This window comes from Streptomyces sp. CNZ287, assembly GCF_007827615.1.
The window spans coordinates 454,362-468,076 of record NZ_VISV01000002.1 but is presented as its reverse complement, the minus strand read 5'-3'; the positions used below and the strand labels follow the sequence as shown (position 1 = coordinate 468,076).

Genomic DNA, 13,715 nt, shown 5'->3' with positions numbered 1-13,715 from the left:
GGTCCAGAGGTCAGATGGGCTGACCGACGGCTCCCCCCGGGCCGCCGTAGCCCCTCTCCTGCGGGCCGCCGTCCGCTTTCCCGCCGCCTCACCCCTTGGTCGAGCCGAGCGTGAGACCGGCGATGAAGTGCCGCTGCAGCAGCAGGAAGACGATGATCGTCGGCAGCGCGACCAGCACGGATCCGGCGGCGAGCAGGTTGTAGTCGGTGAAGAACTGCCCGCGCAGGTTGTTGAGCGCCGAGGTGATCGGGAGCTTGTCGCCGTCGGAGATGAAGACCAGCGCCCAGAGGAAGTCGTTGTACATCCAGGTGAACTGCAGCGTCCCCAGCGCCGCCAGCGCCGGGCGGCACAGGGGCAGGGTGATCCGCCAGTACTGGGTCCACACCCCGGCGCCGTCGACAACCGCGGCCTCCAGGATCTCGGTGGGCAGCGCCCGCATGAAGTTCGCCAGCACGAAGACGCAGAAGCCGAGCTGGAAGCCGACGTTGACGGAGATGACGGCCCAGTACGAGTCGTACATCGTCATCGACTCGGACATCCAGTACGGCAGCTCGATGCGGTTGAACATCACGTACAGCGGGGTGACGATCACCTGCTGCGGCAGCAGATTGCCCGCGGTGAAGAGGATGAGCAGGAAGAAGCCGCCGCGGATGCGCAGCCGGGCCAGCACGAAGGCGGCGAACGACGCCAGGAAGAGCACGATCAGCACGCCGGGCACGGCGATGATGAGCGAGTTGACGAAGTACTTGCTCATCTCCGAGTCGGAGAACGCCTGCCGGTAGTAGTCGAAGGACAGCTTGCGGGGGAAGGAGAAGTAGCCGTGTTCGGCGGTCTCCTCGTACGGGCGCAGCGAGGCGTAGACGGCGAGCAGCAGCGGGGCGAGGAAGGCCAGCGAGACCCCGCCGAGGAAGATGTGCACGCCGAACCGGCCGCGGCGCGGCCGCTTCCCGGCCTCCCGGTCCGGCTTCCCGGCCGGTGCCGCGGCGGGGCGCGGCGTGGTCGCGGTGGGTATGTCCGCGGTCATCGGTGCTCCTCTCCGCGCATCTCCTGCACCAGGTACGTCACGATGAATCCTAGGGAGACGGTGAGCAGCACCACGGCGATGGCGGAGCCGAAGCCGATGCGGCTGGCCTCCCCGATGATGTTGTCGGTGACGAGCACGGAGAGCAGTTCCAGGCCGTTTCTGCCCTTGTTGATGGCGTAGACGATGTCGAAGGCGCGTAGCGCCTCGATGACGGTGATGACGAGGACGACGACGTTGACCGGCCGCATCGTGGGGAAGACCACGCGCAGGAAGGTCTGCCGCTCGTTCGCGCCGTCGATGGCGGCGGCCTCCTTCAGCTCGGGCGCCACCGCCTTGAGCCCGGCCAGGTAGAGGATCATGACGTAGCCGGTGTGCCGCCAGCCGGCGGCCAGCAGCACCATCCAGATGTTGAGGTCGCGGTCGCCGAGCCAGTCTGTGGGGTTGTTCTCGTTGCCCAGGATGGCGTTCAGCGCGCCCTGGTCGCGGGAGAAGATCAGTTGGGCGATGAAGCCGACGACGGCGAGGGAGAGCACCACCGGCAGGTAGATCGTGGACTGGTAGAAGCGCGAGAAGCGCACCCCGCGGTCGATGACGACCGCGAGCAGCAGCCCGAAGGGCGTGGCGACCAGACCCAGGAACGCGATCCACAGCAGGTTGTTGCGCACCGCCGGCCAGAACGGCGGGTAGTCGCCGCCGGCGAGCGTGTCGTAGTTGTCGCCGCCGACCCAGCTCAGGTCGGACAGACCGTCCCAGGAGGAGAAGGAGAGGGTGATGGAGGCGACGGTCGGCCCCCAGATGATGAACAGGTCCAGCAGGATGGCGAAGCCCAGCAGCACGCCGATGACGGCGAGGTCGCGGGCGGTGAACCGCCTCGGACCCCGCCGTCGGGTGCGCCGCGCGTGGTTGACGAGCGGCACGGCGGGCTACTCCTGGCCTTCGGCGAAGATGGTCTTCTTCTGGCTCTCGATGCCCTTGAGCAGGCCGTCGATGTCGTCCGGGTCGTCGATGAAGTCCTGGAACGCCTTGATCATGACCGTCGAGGCGAAGTCGGGGCGGGTGTCCCGGTCGAGGAACTGGGATATGTGTTTCGCATTCGAGACCAGCTCCGCCGCCTTCTTCTGCAGCGTGGAGTAGGCGGAGGTGTCGGCGCCGGAGTGCACGGCGATGTTGTTGGGGTCGGACTTGAGATACGCGTCCTCGGCGGCCGGGGTGGCGAGGAACTTCAGCAGTTCCTCCGCGCCTTCCTCGTTCTTGACCTTGGACGACATCAGGAAGCCGTCGATGGGCGCCTCGACCGCGTCCTGCCCGTGCTCGGGGGATATCTCGGGGAACGGGAAGAAGTCCAGGTCCTCGCGGTCGGCTTCGGAGAACTGCTGGCCGGGCTGCGGCAGGCCGAACACGGCCATGCCGGTCTTCTTCTGCGCCAGCGTCTGCGCGGCCTCCTGCCAGGTGCGGCCGTTGGCACCCTTGTCGTGGTACGGCATGAGGCCGCGCCACAGGTCGAAGACCTCGCGCACCCGGGGGTCGGTCCAGGACTCCTCGCCGGCCATCAGCGACTTGTGGAACTCGTACCCGTTGGCGCGCATGTCGAGATAGTCGAACGTGCCCATGGCCGGCCAGCCGTCCTTGTCGCCGAAGGCGAACGGGACCAGGCCGTCCTTCTGCATCTGCTTGGCCAGGGCGGTGTACTGGTCGAAGGTCGTCGGTATCTCGTAGCCGCCCTGCTCGAAGACGCTCTTCCGGTAGAAGACCGCCCACGGGTAGTAGTAGAACGGCACGAAGTACTGCTTGCCGTCGGCGCCGGTGGACTGGTCCTTCAGCGCGCCGGAGAACCCGTCGAAGCCCTTCCACAGGTCGCTGATCTCCGTGAGCAGCCCGCGCTCCGCGAAGAACTGCATGCGGTAGCCGGCGAACCACATGAAGACGTCGTCCGGCCGGCCCTGCAGGTAGCGGTTGATGTTCTCCTGGAACGTGTTGTGGTCGACGGTGTTGACCTCGACCTTCTTCTTCGAGTTCTTCTCAAACAGGTCGAACGCGTCCTGGAACGCCTTGCGGGGCACCTCGTCGGAGGCGTTCGACCCCAGTGTCACGGTCTTGCCGTCCCCGCCCGGGCCGCTTCCGCAGGCGGCGAGGAGGGTCGGGAGGGTGACGGCGCCGGCGCCGAGAGCGGCTCCTCGCAGCAGACTCCGGCGCGTCATCGGTGGTGCGGTGGTGGGGCGGCCTACAGTCCTGCTGGCAGAAGATGAGGCGCTCATCGCTCCCCTTCCGTGGAGTGTTAACCAAACACAACCGAACGAAGATTGTGGGATCACACCTCCACCTACGGGCACTGTCAAGGGTTTTGACCGAGTGTCAGCCAACTGTTACCGCATCTCTTCCGACAGAAGCGAACAAGCTCTACCGTAAACGCTCGTGTGACGCGTCCATGACCCGTCCCGTCCGCAGCACCCCCACCCAGAGGAGTGGATCAGATGCGGAAACTGCCATCCGCACGAAGAGCCGCCAGACCGTACGCGCGCGCGGTGATCGGTGCCGCGGGAGCGGTCGCGCTGTGCGCGGTCCTCACCGCGCCGGCCGCGGCGGCGCCCACGGGAGCCCAGGCGCAGAGCGTGACCGCCGCCGCGAAGCCGGCGGCACAGCCCGATGCCCCGTCCGAGGCCCAGCCGGCGGCACAGCCCGCGGTGCGGCTGCCCGACGGGCTGGCGAAGACCCCGCCGATGGGCTTCAACAACTGGAACTCCACCCACTGCCGGGCGGAGTTCGACCACGAGATGGTCAAGGGCATCGCCGACATCTTCGTCGAGCGCGGCCTGAAGGACGCCGGCTACGAGTACGTGAACCTCGACGACTGCTGGGCCCTCCCCCAGCGCGACGCGAACGGCAAGCTCGTCCCCGACCCCGTGCGCTTCCCCGACGGGATCAAGGCCGTGGCCGACTACGTCCACGCCAAGGGTCTGAAGATCGGCATCTACACCAGCGCCGGCACCAAGACCTGCAACTCCGCCGGCTTCCCCGGTGCCCTCGGGCACGAGGAGAGCGACGCGATGCAGTTCGCGGAGTGGGGCATCGACTACCTCAAGTACGACAACTGCAACAACCAGGGCGTCGACGCCATCCAGCGGTACACCAAGATGCGCGACGCGCTGAAGGCCGCCTCCGAGACCACCGGCCGGCCCATCGTCTACAGCATCTGCGAGTGGGGCCAGAACAAGCCGTGGGAGTGGGCCGCGGACGTCGGGCACCTGTGGCGTACGACCGGTGACATCAGCGACAACTGGTCCAGCATGCTCGGCATCATGAAGCAGAACCTGCCGCTCGCCGAGTACGCGGGACCCGGCCACTGGAACGACCCGGACATGCTGGAGGTCGGCAACGGCGGCATGACCGACACCGAGTACCGCACCCACTTCTCGATGTGGTCCATCATGGCGGCGCCGCTGCTCATCGGCTCCGACCTGCGCTCCGCGGACGAGGCGACGTTCGAGATCCTGGAGAACAGGGACGTCATCGCCGTCGACCAGGACCCGCTGGGCAAGCAGGGCGCCGTGGTCACCTCCGAGGGCGGCCGGTGGGTCGTCGCCAAGGAGATGGCGGACGGCAGCCGCGCCGTGGCGCTCTTCAACGAGTCGAACGCGCCGCAGCGCATCTCCACCACCGCCGAGGCCGTGGGCCTGCCGGCCGCGGAGGGCTACCAGCTGCGCGACCTGTGGCAGCACGCGGACTACAACACCGGCGGCGAGATCTCCGCGTCGGTGCCCGCGCACGGGACCGTGATGTACCGCGTCTGGCCCGGTGAGGGCGCCGGCGCCTACCCGCCGGCCGCCGAGTTCGGCACCGACGCCACCCCGTACGTCGAGGCGGGCGGCGAGGCCGAGGTGACGACGACGTTCCGCAACACCGGCGTCACCCCGGCGAAGAACGTGACCGTCGCCTTCGACGCCCCGGCGGGCTGGCAGGTGGAGACCGACTCCCCCACCACGGCGAAGCAGCTCAAGCCGGGCGGGAAGCTGACCACCACCTGGCGGGTCACCGCCCCCGCGGGCGCACGCACCGGCCGCCAGGAGTTCCCGCTCTCCGCCGGCTATACGGCGCCGTCCGGCCAGACGGTGTCGCTGACCTCGGCGGGTGCGGCGTACGTGGTCGCGAGCCCACCTGCGGGGACGACGTACGCGAGCGACTGGGAGTGGCTGGAGGCCGGCAACGGCTGGGGTCCGGTGGAGCGGGACACCAGCGTCGGCGAGCAGCCGGCGGGCGACGGCAAGCCCTTCACCATCGGCGGCCAGAAGTACGCCAAGGGCCTGGGCGTGCACGCCGCCAGCGACGTCGGGTTCTACACCGGCGAGGAGTGCGAGACGTTCACCGCCCAGGTCGGGGTGGACGACGAGACCGGGACCAACGGCTCGGTGTCCTTCGAGGTCTGGGCGGACGGCGTCAAGGTCGCGGACTCCGGCGTGCTGACGGGCGACAAGGCGGCGCAGCCGCTCTCCGCGGACGTCGGCGGCGCGCAGACCGTACGGCTGGTCGTCACCGACGGCGGCGACGGCGTGGACCACGACCACGGCGACTGGGCGGACGCGGCGTTCACCTGCTGACGCCCCGTCGCGTACGGCCGTGAAGGAGGGCGGGTGCGCCGCCGCGCCTGACGCACGCGGCGCCGCACCCGCCCGCGGGGCACCGGCCCGGCAGCACCCGCTGCCGTACGCGCGGGGCCGCTGCCCCGTACCGCACCCGGCCGTCAGCCGGGCGCGGTGAACCGCCGCAGGCCCAGCGTCTGTGCCGCCACGGCGGCGGCGCCGATCAGCCCCGCGTCCGTACCGAGATGCGCCGGGACCACCGCCACCTCGGCGGCGTACGAGAGCGCGGCGTACGCCTTCAGGTGCTGCCGTACCGGCGCGAAGAGCAGTTCCCCGGCCGCCGCCACGCCGCCGCCGATCACCGCGGCCTCGATCTCAACCAGCGTCGCGGTGGCGGCGATGCCCGCGGCCAGGGCCTTGGCGGCCCGGTCGAAGGAGGCCAGCGCGACGGGGTCGCCGGCGCGGGCCGCGGCGGCGACGCCGGCAGCGGTGTCGTCGCCTTCCGGACCCGGGGCCCAGCCGGCGGCGAGGGCGCGGCGGGCGATATTCGGCCCCGAGGCGATCCGCTCCACGCACCCGCGGCCGCCGCAGGGGCACGGGTCGCCGTCGAGGTCGACGGAGATGTGACCGATGTGCCCCGAGTTGCCGGTGGGTCCCGGGTACGGGCGCCCGTCGAGGACGAGCCCGCCGCCGACGCCGGTGGAGACGACCATGCACAGCGCCGCGGACCGGCCGCGGGCAGCGCCCTGCCAGTGCTCGGCGGCGGCCATGGCGACGCCGTCGCCGACGAGCACCACGGGCAGCCCGCCGGCGGCCTCGCTGACGGCGGCCACCAGCGGGTAGTCGCGCCAGCCGGGGATGTTGACGGGGCTGACGGTGCCCACGGAGGCGTCCACGGGGCCCGCGCTGCCGATGCCCACGGCGGTCGCGCGGGCCCACCCCGCGGGGTCGGCGGCGGCCAGTTCGCGCAGCACGCCGGTGACGGCGGCGGCGATGGTCGCGCCGTCCGCGGCGGCGGGAGTGGGCCGCTGGGCCCGGGCGACGAGCCGGCCGCCGACGTCGACCAGGGCCGCGGCCGTCTTCGTACCGCCGATGTCGAGCGCGGCGACGAGCTCGGTCGGCTGGGCGGCGACCATCGTGGCGTCTCCTGGGGGCCGGGGCGGGCGGCGGATGCGGTGCGCGGACAGTCTGCCCGTAGCGTGACAACGTTGTCCAGCCCCTATCATCAGGCGCGTGTCCGATCACCTCCCCGGCCCGCAGCGGCCCCGCTACGGCAGCCGTCCGACGATGAAGGACGTCGCCGCCCGCGCGGGTGTCGGCCTCAAGACCGTCTCGCGGGTGGTCAACGGCGAGCCCGGGGTCACGCAGGGGACCGAGCGGCGGGTGCGGGAGGCCATCGACGCGCTCGGCTTCCGCCGCAACGACAGCGCCCGCATCCTGCGCAAGGGCCGCACCGCCACGGTCGGGCTGGTCCTGGAGGACCTGGCCGACCCGTTCTACGCGCCCCTCAGCGGGGCCGTCGAGGAGGTCGCCCGCGCGCACGGCTCGCTGCTCATCCACGGCTCCAGCGGCGAGGATCCCGCGCGCGAGGAGGAACTGGTGCTCGCGCTCTGCGCGCGGCGGGTGGACGGTCTGGTGGTCGTGCCGGCGAGCACCGACCACCGCTATCTGGAGCCGGAGCTGGCCGCGGGCGTGGCCGCCGTCTTCGTCGACCGGCCGCCGGGGCGGATCAGCGCCGACACCGTGCTCTCCGACAACTACGGCGGCGCCCGCCGGGCGGTCGAGCACCTCGTCGGCCACGGGCACCGCAGGATCGGCTTCATCGGCGACCACCCGGGCATCCACACCGCCGCCGAACGGCTGCGCGGCTACCGGGCGGCGATGGCGGACGCCGGGCTGCCGGTCGCCGCGGGGTGGACGTCGCCGGGCAGCACGGAGCCGGCGCGGGTGGCTGCGGAGTGCGTACGGATGACCTCGGGGCCCGAGCCGGTGACGGCCCTCTTCACGGGCAACAACCGGGTCACCGTCACGGCCGTGCGGACGCTGACGGCCGGCGGCCGGACGGTGGCGCTGGTCGGCTTCGACGACTTCGAGTTGGCCGACCTGCTCTCCCCCGGGATCACCGTCGTCGCCCAGGACCCGGCGGAACTGGGCCGCCGCGCGGCGGCCCGGCTCTTCCAGCGCCTGGACGGCGCGGTGGGCGACCCGGACCGGCTGGTCCTGCCGACCCGCCTGATCACCCGCGGCTCGGGCGAACAGCCGCCGGTGCCCTGATGCTCGGGGTGCTGTGGCCCGGCCCGCTGTCGCCGGTTACGTCGTGCCGGGGGTGGCGTTCGGATACGGGCCGAGCCTTCGCATGGTGACCCGGAGGAAGTGGTGACGAGAGGGCTCCCCCTTCCCCTGCGGGTGTGTTCCGATCATCATGCGAAGTCCGTACGAGCACCGCCGCCACGCGCACAGAAAGGCCGGAACCCCATGGCCTCCCGTGAGATCTCCTCCACCCCCGCCGACGTCCTGCCCGCCGACGCGGACGCCGCCCTGCTGGTCGGCCGCCTGCTCGACCCCGCCGACGGCGGCCCGAGTCTGGTCACCGTCCGCGGCGACCTTCTCGTCGACGTCACCGATCTCGGGCCGACCGTCTCGGATCTGCTGGAGCACCCCGACGCCGCCGCGCGCGTCCGTGGGGCGGCGGGTGGGCGGAACTGGCCGTTGGGCGAGGTGCTGGCGGCCACCGCCGCCGGGGACGCGGGCCGGGCGCGGCTGCTGGCGCCGGTGGATCTCCAGGTGCTCAAGGCGGCCGGGGTGACCTTCGCGGACAGCATGATGGAGCGGGTCATCGAGGAGCGCGCGGGCGGCGTCGCCGCCGCGGCGGACGAGATCCGGGCGCGCATCGGCGCGCGCCTCGGCACCCGGCTGGAGACGGTACGGGCCGGCAGCCCGGAGGCCGTCGAGCTGCTGGCGTGGCTGCGGGAGCAGGGGCTGTGGTCGCAGTACCTGGAGGTCGGCCTCGGGCCGGACGCGGAGATCTTCACCAAGGGCCCGGTGCTGTCGGCGGTGGGGTACGGGGCGCGCATCGGCGTGGCCGAGGTCTCCGCATGGAACAACCCCGAGCCCGAATTGGTCCTCGTCGTCACCTCCGACGGCCGCATCGCGGGCGTCACCCTCGGCAACGACGTGAACCTCCGCGACGTCGAGGGCCGCAGCGCCCTGCTGCTGCCCCAGGCGAAGGACAACAACGCCTCCACCGCCCTCGGCCCGTTCGTCCGCCTCACCGACGACGCCTTCACCGTCGACTCCGTACGCGACGCGACGATCGCCCTGTCGGTGCAGGGTGAGGACGGCTTCGTCCTGCACGATTCGTCCGACATGGCGCGCATCAGCCGCCCGCTGGAGACCCTGGTCGCCCAGGCCGTGAACCGCCGCCATCAATACCCGGACGGCGTCGTGCTGTTCACCGGCACGCTCTTCGCGCCCACCGCCGACCGCGGCGCCCCGGGCAGCGGCTTCACCCACCGCGAGGGCGACCTGGTGGAGATATCGACGCCCCTCCTCGGCACCCTCCGCAACACCGTCACCACCAGCGAGCAGGCACCCCCGTGGGAGGCGGGCATCCGCACCCTGTACGCCAACCTCGCCCACCGCGGCCTGCTGGGGACGACGACGCCTTGACGCCGTACGCGGATACGCGTGGCCGCCGTGACGCCCTGACGCCCTGACGCCCTGACGCCCTGACGCCCTGACGCCTCAGGATGTCCCTCGATGGGCGCCCCGGCATCCGGCATCTCCCCCTTTCCCCGCACACCCGCCCCAGGGTAGGCCGCCCCGCTGACACGCACGCCTCGCCCACGGCGGGCCGGCCGCCACGCACCCGCCCCCGGCCGCGCCCCGCCCTCACCCCCGCGGCGGACGGCCCGCCAGCGCGTCGAGTTCCGTACGCCCCAGCCCCGTTCGGTCCGCGACCTCCGCCTCGTCCACCGCCCCGCAGTCCAGGCCCCGCAGCAGGAAGCCGCTCAGCGCCCGCGCCGTCGCGGGCTCGTCCAGTACGGCACCGGCACCCGCACCGGCCCCCGCCCCTCCCTCCGTCCCTCCCAGGCGCCCCGCGTACGCCGTCAGCCTGGCGCACGCCGCGTCCAGCCCTTCGCGGCAGAACGCGTACACCGCCGCGTACCGCGTCGGCAGGTGGCCCGGGTGCATGTCCCAGCCCTGGTAGTACGCGCGCGCCAACGACCGCCGCACCAGGCCGTAGTGCAGCCGCCAGGCCGCGTGCACCTGCGCCGTGCCGCCCACCGGCAGCACGTTCGTCGAGCCGTCGGAGAGCCGCACGCCCGTGCCCGCCGCGGCCGCCTGCATCACGGCCTTCGCGTGGTCCGCCACCGGGTGGTCCATCGACTGGTGCGCCGCGCTCACCCCGCACGCCGCGCTGTAGTCGAACGTGCCGTAGTGCAGCCCCGTCGCCCGCCCGCCCGCCGCGTCGATCATCCGCGCGACCGTGGCGCGGCCGTCCGCGCCGAGGATCGCCTGCGTCGTCTCGATCTGGATCTCGAAGCCGAGCCGCCCCGCCGCGAGCCCGTGCACCCGCTCGAACTCCCCCAGCAGCGCCGCCATCGCGCTCACCTGCTCCGGGTACGTGACCTTCGGCAGCGTCAGCACCAGCCCGTCCGGCAGCGTGCCGCCGCCCGCCCTCAGCAGCGCGGTGAGGAAGAGGTCGAGCGTGCGGATGCCGCGGTCGCGGACGGCGGCCTCCAGGCACTTGGCGCGGATGCCGGCGTACGGCGGGGCCCCGCCACCGGCGGCGGCCTCCGCGACGAGCCGGGCGGCGGCCACCGCCGCGGCGTCCTCCTCGTCGTCGGGGCGCGGCCCGTAGCCGTCCTCGAAGTCGACGCGCAGGTCCTCGACCGGCTCGCGCGCGAGCTTGGCGCGCACCCTGTCGTAGACCTCGGCCGCCGCCCCCGCCGGCAGCCCGAGCGCGGCGGCCAGCACGCCGGCGTCCGGCGCGTGCGCGTCGAGGGCGTCGAGGGCCTGACGGCCCCACTCCGTTACGGTACCGGCGCCGAAGGCGTCGGCGGGGACGTAGACGGTGTGCACGGGCTGGCGGGTTCCGGGGTCGCCGGGGTACCGGCGGGCGAGTTCGGCGTCGACGGGGGCGAGGGCGGCGGCGATCCGGGCCCGTACGGGGGCGCCGATCGACGTCGCGGCCGGGTCGTCCTGCGCCACCATGCACCTCCCGGTGTTCAACAAAACGTTGAAAGCGAACGTATCCGGGCGTCCGCGAACCGTCAACGGACAGTGCTCACACCCTGCGAGCCGCCGCCGCGCCGCGCCGGGTCGCCGCCCACAGCACGAACCCGAGCCCGCTGAACCCGGCGCCCAGCGCGCAGACGGCGCCCCATCCGGCCGCCGCGTAGAGCGAGGTCGCGGCGATGGCGCCGGTGGCGCTGCCGACCGAGTAGAAGACCATGTAGCCGCCGATGAGGCGGCTGCCGGCGTCAGGGCGCAGCGCGTAGATCAGGGTCTGGTTGGTGACGTGGACCGCCTGCACCGCGAGGTCGAGCAGGATCACCCCGGCGACCAGCGCCCCCGGCGAGCTGCCCGTGAAGGCCAGGGGCAGCCACGAGACGGCGAGTAGCGCCAGGGCGGCGCCGGTGGTCCGCCCGGAGAGCCCGCGGTCGTGCAGGCGGCCCGCCGCGGACGCGGCCAGGGCGCCGACGACGCCGATCAGGCCCAGCATCCCGATGGCGCTGTGCGACAGGGAGTAGGGCTCCTCGCTGAGCGGCAGCGCGACGCTGCTCCACAGGGTGCTGAACGCGGCGAATACCAGGAGCCCGAAGAGCGCGCGGAGCCGCAGCAGCGGTTCCCCTGCGAACAAGGTGACGGTGGAGCGCAGGAGTTGCCCGTAGCGCAGGGTCGCAGGCGGGGTGGCGCCGTGCCGCGGCAGCACGCGGTGCAGGACCAGGGCGAGCAGGGCGGTGACCGAGGCGGAGGCGAGGTAGACGGAGCGCCAGCCCGCGAGGTCGGCCAGGACGCCGGAGACGGTACGGGCGAGCAGGATGCCGATGACCACGCCGCCGGTGACCAGTCCGACGACCCGGCCGCGCGCGGCGGGCGGGGCCAGCGACGCGGCGAAGGCCACCAGGGTCTGCGTGACGACCGCGAGCAGCCCCATCGCGGCCGTCCCCGCGAGCAGCACCGCCGCGGTGGGCGCGGCCGCCACCACGGTCAGGGCCACCACCAGGAGCAGGAGTTGGGCCACGACGAGCCGTCTGCGGTCGGCCATGTCGCCGAGCGGCACGAGGAGGAAGAGCCCGAGCCCGTATCCGACGTGCGTGAGGGTGACGATGCCGCCGACGAGCGCCGGGCTCATGGCGAGGTCGTCGCCCATGGCCACCAGGAGCGGCTGGGAGAAGTAGACGTTGGCCACCGCGGCACCGCAGGCGACGGCGAAGAGCATGACGACGCCCCGGGACAGGGCGGGTTCCTCGTCGCTGCGGGCCGCGCCCCGGCGGGTCGCGGCGTCGGCACTGCCGGGCATGGGCGCTCCCTCAAGCTGGTTTCATCTTGCCACCAGCGAGACGGTAGTCCGGCTTGGTAGCATGTTGCAACCGACTTCGAGAGGGGGCCGCCATGGTGGCCAGGACGCGCTTCGACGACAGCGAATGCCCCGTCGCCCGCTCGGTGGACGCGATCGGCGACTGGTGGTCGCTGCTCATCGTGCGGGACGCGTTCGACGGCAGCAGACGGTTCGGGGAGTTCCAGCGCAGCCTCGGGGTGGCGAAGAACATCCTCACCGCGCGGCTGCGCACCCTCGTCGACGGCGGCGTCCTCGCCGCCGTCCCCGCCTCGGACGGCAGCGCCTACCGCGAGTACGTGCTGACGCCGAAGGGGGAGGCGCTCTTCCCCGTCATCGTGGCGCTGCGGCAGTGGGGCGAGGAGAACGCCTTCGCGCCCGGCGAACCGCATTCGGAGCTGCTCGACCGGCGGGAGGGGCGGCGTCTGCGCGGGCTGGAGGTGCTGTCGGCGGACGGGCGGCGGCTGGGTCCCGGCGAGACCGAGGTACGCAAGGTCTCCACCGGTTGATCCGCGGGTGACACCGTTGCCGGGGCGTCAGGACCAGGCGCCCGCGAGCCAGGCGAACCAGAGCGCGACCGGCACCGCGAACGTCAGCAGGCGCAGCGCGCCGTCCGCCGTCGCGGCGGCGGCGCGGTGCGGCGGCCAGGGCAGGGGGCGTACGTCGGGATCCGTGGCCGGCAGCGGGGTTCCGGCGGCCGCGGCGGCCGTCGCCGCCAGGGACGCGGCGGCGCGTCCGGCCGGAGTCAGCTCGTCCGGTGCGTCACCGGGGGCGCCCGCGCCGTCCACACCACCGGAGCCGGCCGGATCGTCACCCGGCGGCACCTCCGCGCCCAACTCCCCGGCAAGGTCCGCGAGGAGCGCCCGCTGCCGGGCGCCCGTGCCCCGGTCCGGCTTCCCGCCCGGCCGGTCCGCGCGGGATGCGCCGGGGGCGCCGGCCCGGAGCACGAACGCGGACGCCTCGTCGTACACGACGTACAGCGCCCCGCCGTCCCGCCCGGGACCCGACGCGACCACCGTCAGCAGCGCCGCGTCCCGGTCCGCCGCGCGCAGCAGGGCCGCCGCACCGCGCAGCGCGGCCGCCGCCTCCGCCCCGCCCAGGACCCGGCCCCCGCCCGCGACCGTCGTACGCACCGCCGCCCCAGCCGCACCGCCCGGCGCCACCAGCGACGCCGCACCCCGCCCGGCGAGCACCCAACTGCCGCCCCGCGGCCGGAACCCGCGCCGCCGCAGCCAGTACCCCGCCACGCTCGCCGCGCCCACGACGGCCGCCGCTCCGAGCAGCCACGGCACCGGCACGTCCCCGGTGATCCGCAGCAGCACCAGCAGGGCGTACGCCGCCGTGAACCGCGGCCAGGTGCCCGGCAGCCCGCCGTACGGCGGGCTCCACTCCCGTGCACCCCGCGGCAGCCAGGCGTACGGGCTCGTGCCACCGCTCCCGCTCATGCGCCGCATCCTCCCACGCGCCGTACACCCCCCACCACGGCACGACCGCGGTGCCCCCGTCCGTGACTGCTCCGCGCACGCGGAAGGGCCCACACCGCGGGCCCTTC

At 73.2% G+C, this 13,715-nt stretch carries 11 protein-coding genes; 4 read left to right on the top strand and 7 right to left on the bottom strand.

Features of this window, described 5'->3' with window-relative positions:
- Positions 1–88 precede the first annotated feature (88 nt).
- From FB457_RS06245 to FB457_RS06235, 3 genes are read right to left on the bottom strand one after another with little or no spacing between them, the layout of a single operon-like run.
- Positions 89–1,024, bottom strand: coding sequence for a carbohydrate ABC transporter permease (locus FB457_RS06245; protein WP_047014500.1), 936 nt, complete (start codon positions 1,022–1,024; stop codon positions 89–91).
- The gene (locus FB457_RS06240) at positions 1,021–1,941 is read right to left on the bottom strand and encodes a carbohydrate ABC transporter permease (RefSeq protein WP_047014501.1); all 921 of its coding nucleotides are present in this window, start codon (positions 1,939–1,941) and stop codon (positions 1,021–1,023) included. The genes FB457_RS06245 and FB457_RS06240 overlap by 4 nt, the downstream gene beginning before the upstream one ends.
- Positions 1,942–1,947: 6 nt before the next feature.
- A complete protein-coding gene (locus FB457_RS06235) occupies positions 1,948–3,222 on the bottom strand; it encodes an ABC transporter substrate-binding protein (protein WP_145781113.1) in 1,275 nt (424 codons plus the stop codon).
- A gap of 273 nt (positions 3,223–3,495) precedes the next feature.
- On the opposite strand from FB457_RS06235, the gene FB457_RS06230 reads away from it, so the two are divergent.
- On the top strand, positions 3,496–5,616 hold the full coding sequence (locus FB457_RS06230) for an NPCBM/NEW2 domain-containing protein (protein WP_145781111.1): 2,121 nt from the start codon (positions 3,496–3,498) through the stop codon (positions 5,614–5,616).
- Positions 5,617–5,759: 143 nt separating this feature from the next.
- Here the strand turns inward: FB457_RS06230 and FB457_RS06225 are convergent, their stop codons facing one another.
- Positions 5,760–6,734: an ROK family protein gene (locus tag FB457_RS06225; protein ID WP_145781109.1), complete on the bottom strand. Its 975-nt coding sequence runs from the start codon at positions 6,732–6,734 to the stop codon at positions 5,760–5,762.
- A gap of 151 nt (positions 6,735–6,885) precedes the next feature.
- Here FB457_RS06225 and FB457_RS06220 point away from each other — a divergent pair, with 151 nt between their 5' ends.
- Both FB457_RS06220 and FB457_RS06215 read left to right on the top strand, forming a co-directional pair.
- A complete protein-coding gene (locus tag FB457_RS06220; RefSeq protein ID WP_186461942.1) occupies positions 6,886–7,872 on the top strand; it encodes a LacI family DNA-binding transcriptional regulator in 987 nt (328 codons plus the stop codon).
- 201 nt (positions 7,873–8,073) lie between these two features.
- Positions 8,074–9,267, top strand: coding sequence for a fumarylacetoacetate hydrolase family protein (locus FB457_RS06215; RefSeq protein WP_047014505.1), 1,194 nt, complete (start codon positions 8,074–8,076; stop codon positions 9,265–9,267).
- Between the two features lie 222 nt (positions 9,268–9,489).
- On the opposite strand, the gene FB457_RS06210 is transcribed toward FB457_RS06215, so the two are convergent.
- Both FB457_RS06210 and FB457_RS06205 read right to left on the bottom strand, forming a co-directional pair.
- Positions 9,490–10,815: a DUF6986 family protein gene (locus FB457_RS06210; protein WP_078898124.1), complete on the bottom strand. Its 1,326-nt coding sequence runs from the start codon at positions 10,813–10,815 to the stop codon at positions 9,490–9,492.
- A gap of 73 nt (positions 10,816–10,888) precedes the next feature.
- Positions 10,889–12,127 carry an MFS transporter gene (locus tag FB457_RS06205; RefSeq protein WP_186461932.1) on the bottom strand — a complete coding sequence of 413 codons (1,239 nt, stop codon included), beginning with the start codon at positions 12,125–12,127 and terminating at the stop codon, positions 10,889–10,891.
- A 92-nt stretch (positions 12,128–12,219) separates the two neighbouring features.
- Between FB457_RS06205 and FB457_RS06200 the strand changes: the two genes are divergently transcribed.
- Positions 12,220–12,672 carry a winged helix-turn-helix transcriptional regulator gene (locus FB457_RS06200; RefSeq protein WP_145781106.1) on the top strand — a complete coding sequence of 151 codons (453 nt, stop codon included), beginning with the start codon at positions 12,220–12,222 and terminating at the stop codon, positions 12,670–12,672.
- A 27-nt stretch (positions 12,673–12,699) separates the two neighbouring features.
- On the opposite strand, the gene FB457_RS06195 is transcribed toward FB457_RS06200, so the two are convergent.
- On the bottom strand, positions 12,700–13,608 hold the full coding sequence (locus FB457_RS06195) for a hypothetical protein (protein ID WP_145781104.1): 909 nt from the start codon (positions 13,606–13,608) through the stop codon (positions 12,700–12,702).
- Between the last annotated feature and the right edge of the window lie 107 nt (positions 13,609–13,715).

Bases quoted from the DNA above. Each gene is read 5' to 3' on its own strand.
- FB457_RS06210 (WP_078898124.1), bottom strand. From the start codon at position 10,815: ATGGTGGCGCAGGACGACCCGGCCGCGACGTCGATCGGCGCCCCCGTA.
- FB457_RS06225 (WP_145781109.1), bottom strand. From the start codon at position 6,734: ATGGTCGCCGCCCAGCCGACCGAGCTCGTCGCCGCGCTCGACATCGGC.
- FB457_RS06235 (WP_145781113.1), bottom strand. From the start codon at position 3,222: ATGACGCGCCGGAGTCTGCTGCGAGGAGCCGCTCTCGGCGCCGGCGCC.
- FB457_RS06230 (WP_145781111.1), top strand. From the start codon at position 3,496: ATGCGGAAACTGCCATCCGCACGAAGAGCCGCCAGACCGTACGCGCGC.
- FB457_RS06220 (WP_186461942.1), top strand. From the start codon at position 6,886: ATGAAGGACGTCGCCGCCCGCGCGGGTGTCGGCCTCAAGACCGTCTCG.
- FB457_RS06205 (WP_186461932.1), bottom strand. From the start codon at position 12,127: ATGCCCGGCAGTGCCGACGCCGCGACCCGCCGGGGCGCGGCCCGCAGC.
- FB457_RS06215 (WP_047014505.1), top strand. From the start codon at position 8,074: ATGGCCTCCCGTGAGATCTCCTCCACCCCCGCCGACGTCCTGCCCGCC.
- FB457_RS06195 (WP_145781104.1), bottom strand. From the start codon at position 13,608: ATGAGCGGGAGCGGTGGCACGAGCCCGTACGCCTGGCTGCCGCGGGGT.
- FB457_RS06200 (WP_145781106.1), top strand. From the start codon at position 12,220: ATGGTGGCCAGGACGCGCTTCGACGACAGCGAATGCCCCGTCGCCCGC.
- FB457_RS06245 (WP_047014500.1), bottom strand. From the start codon at position 1,024: ATGACCGCGGACATACCCACCGCGACCACGCCGCGCCCCGCCGCGGCA.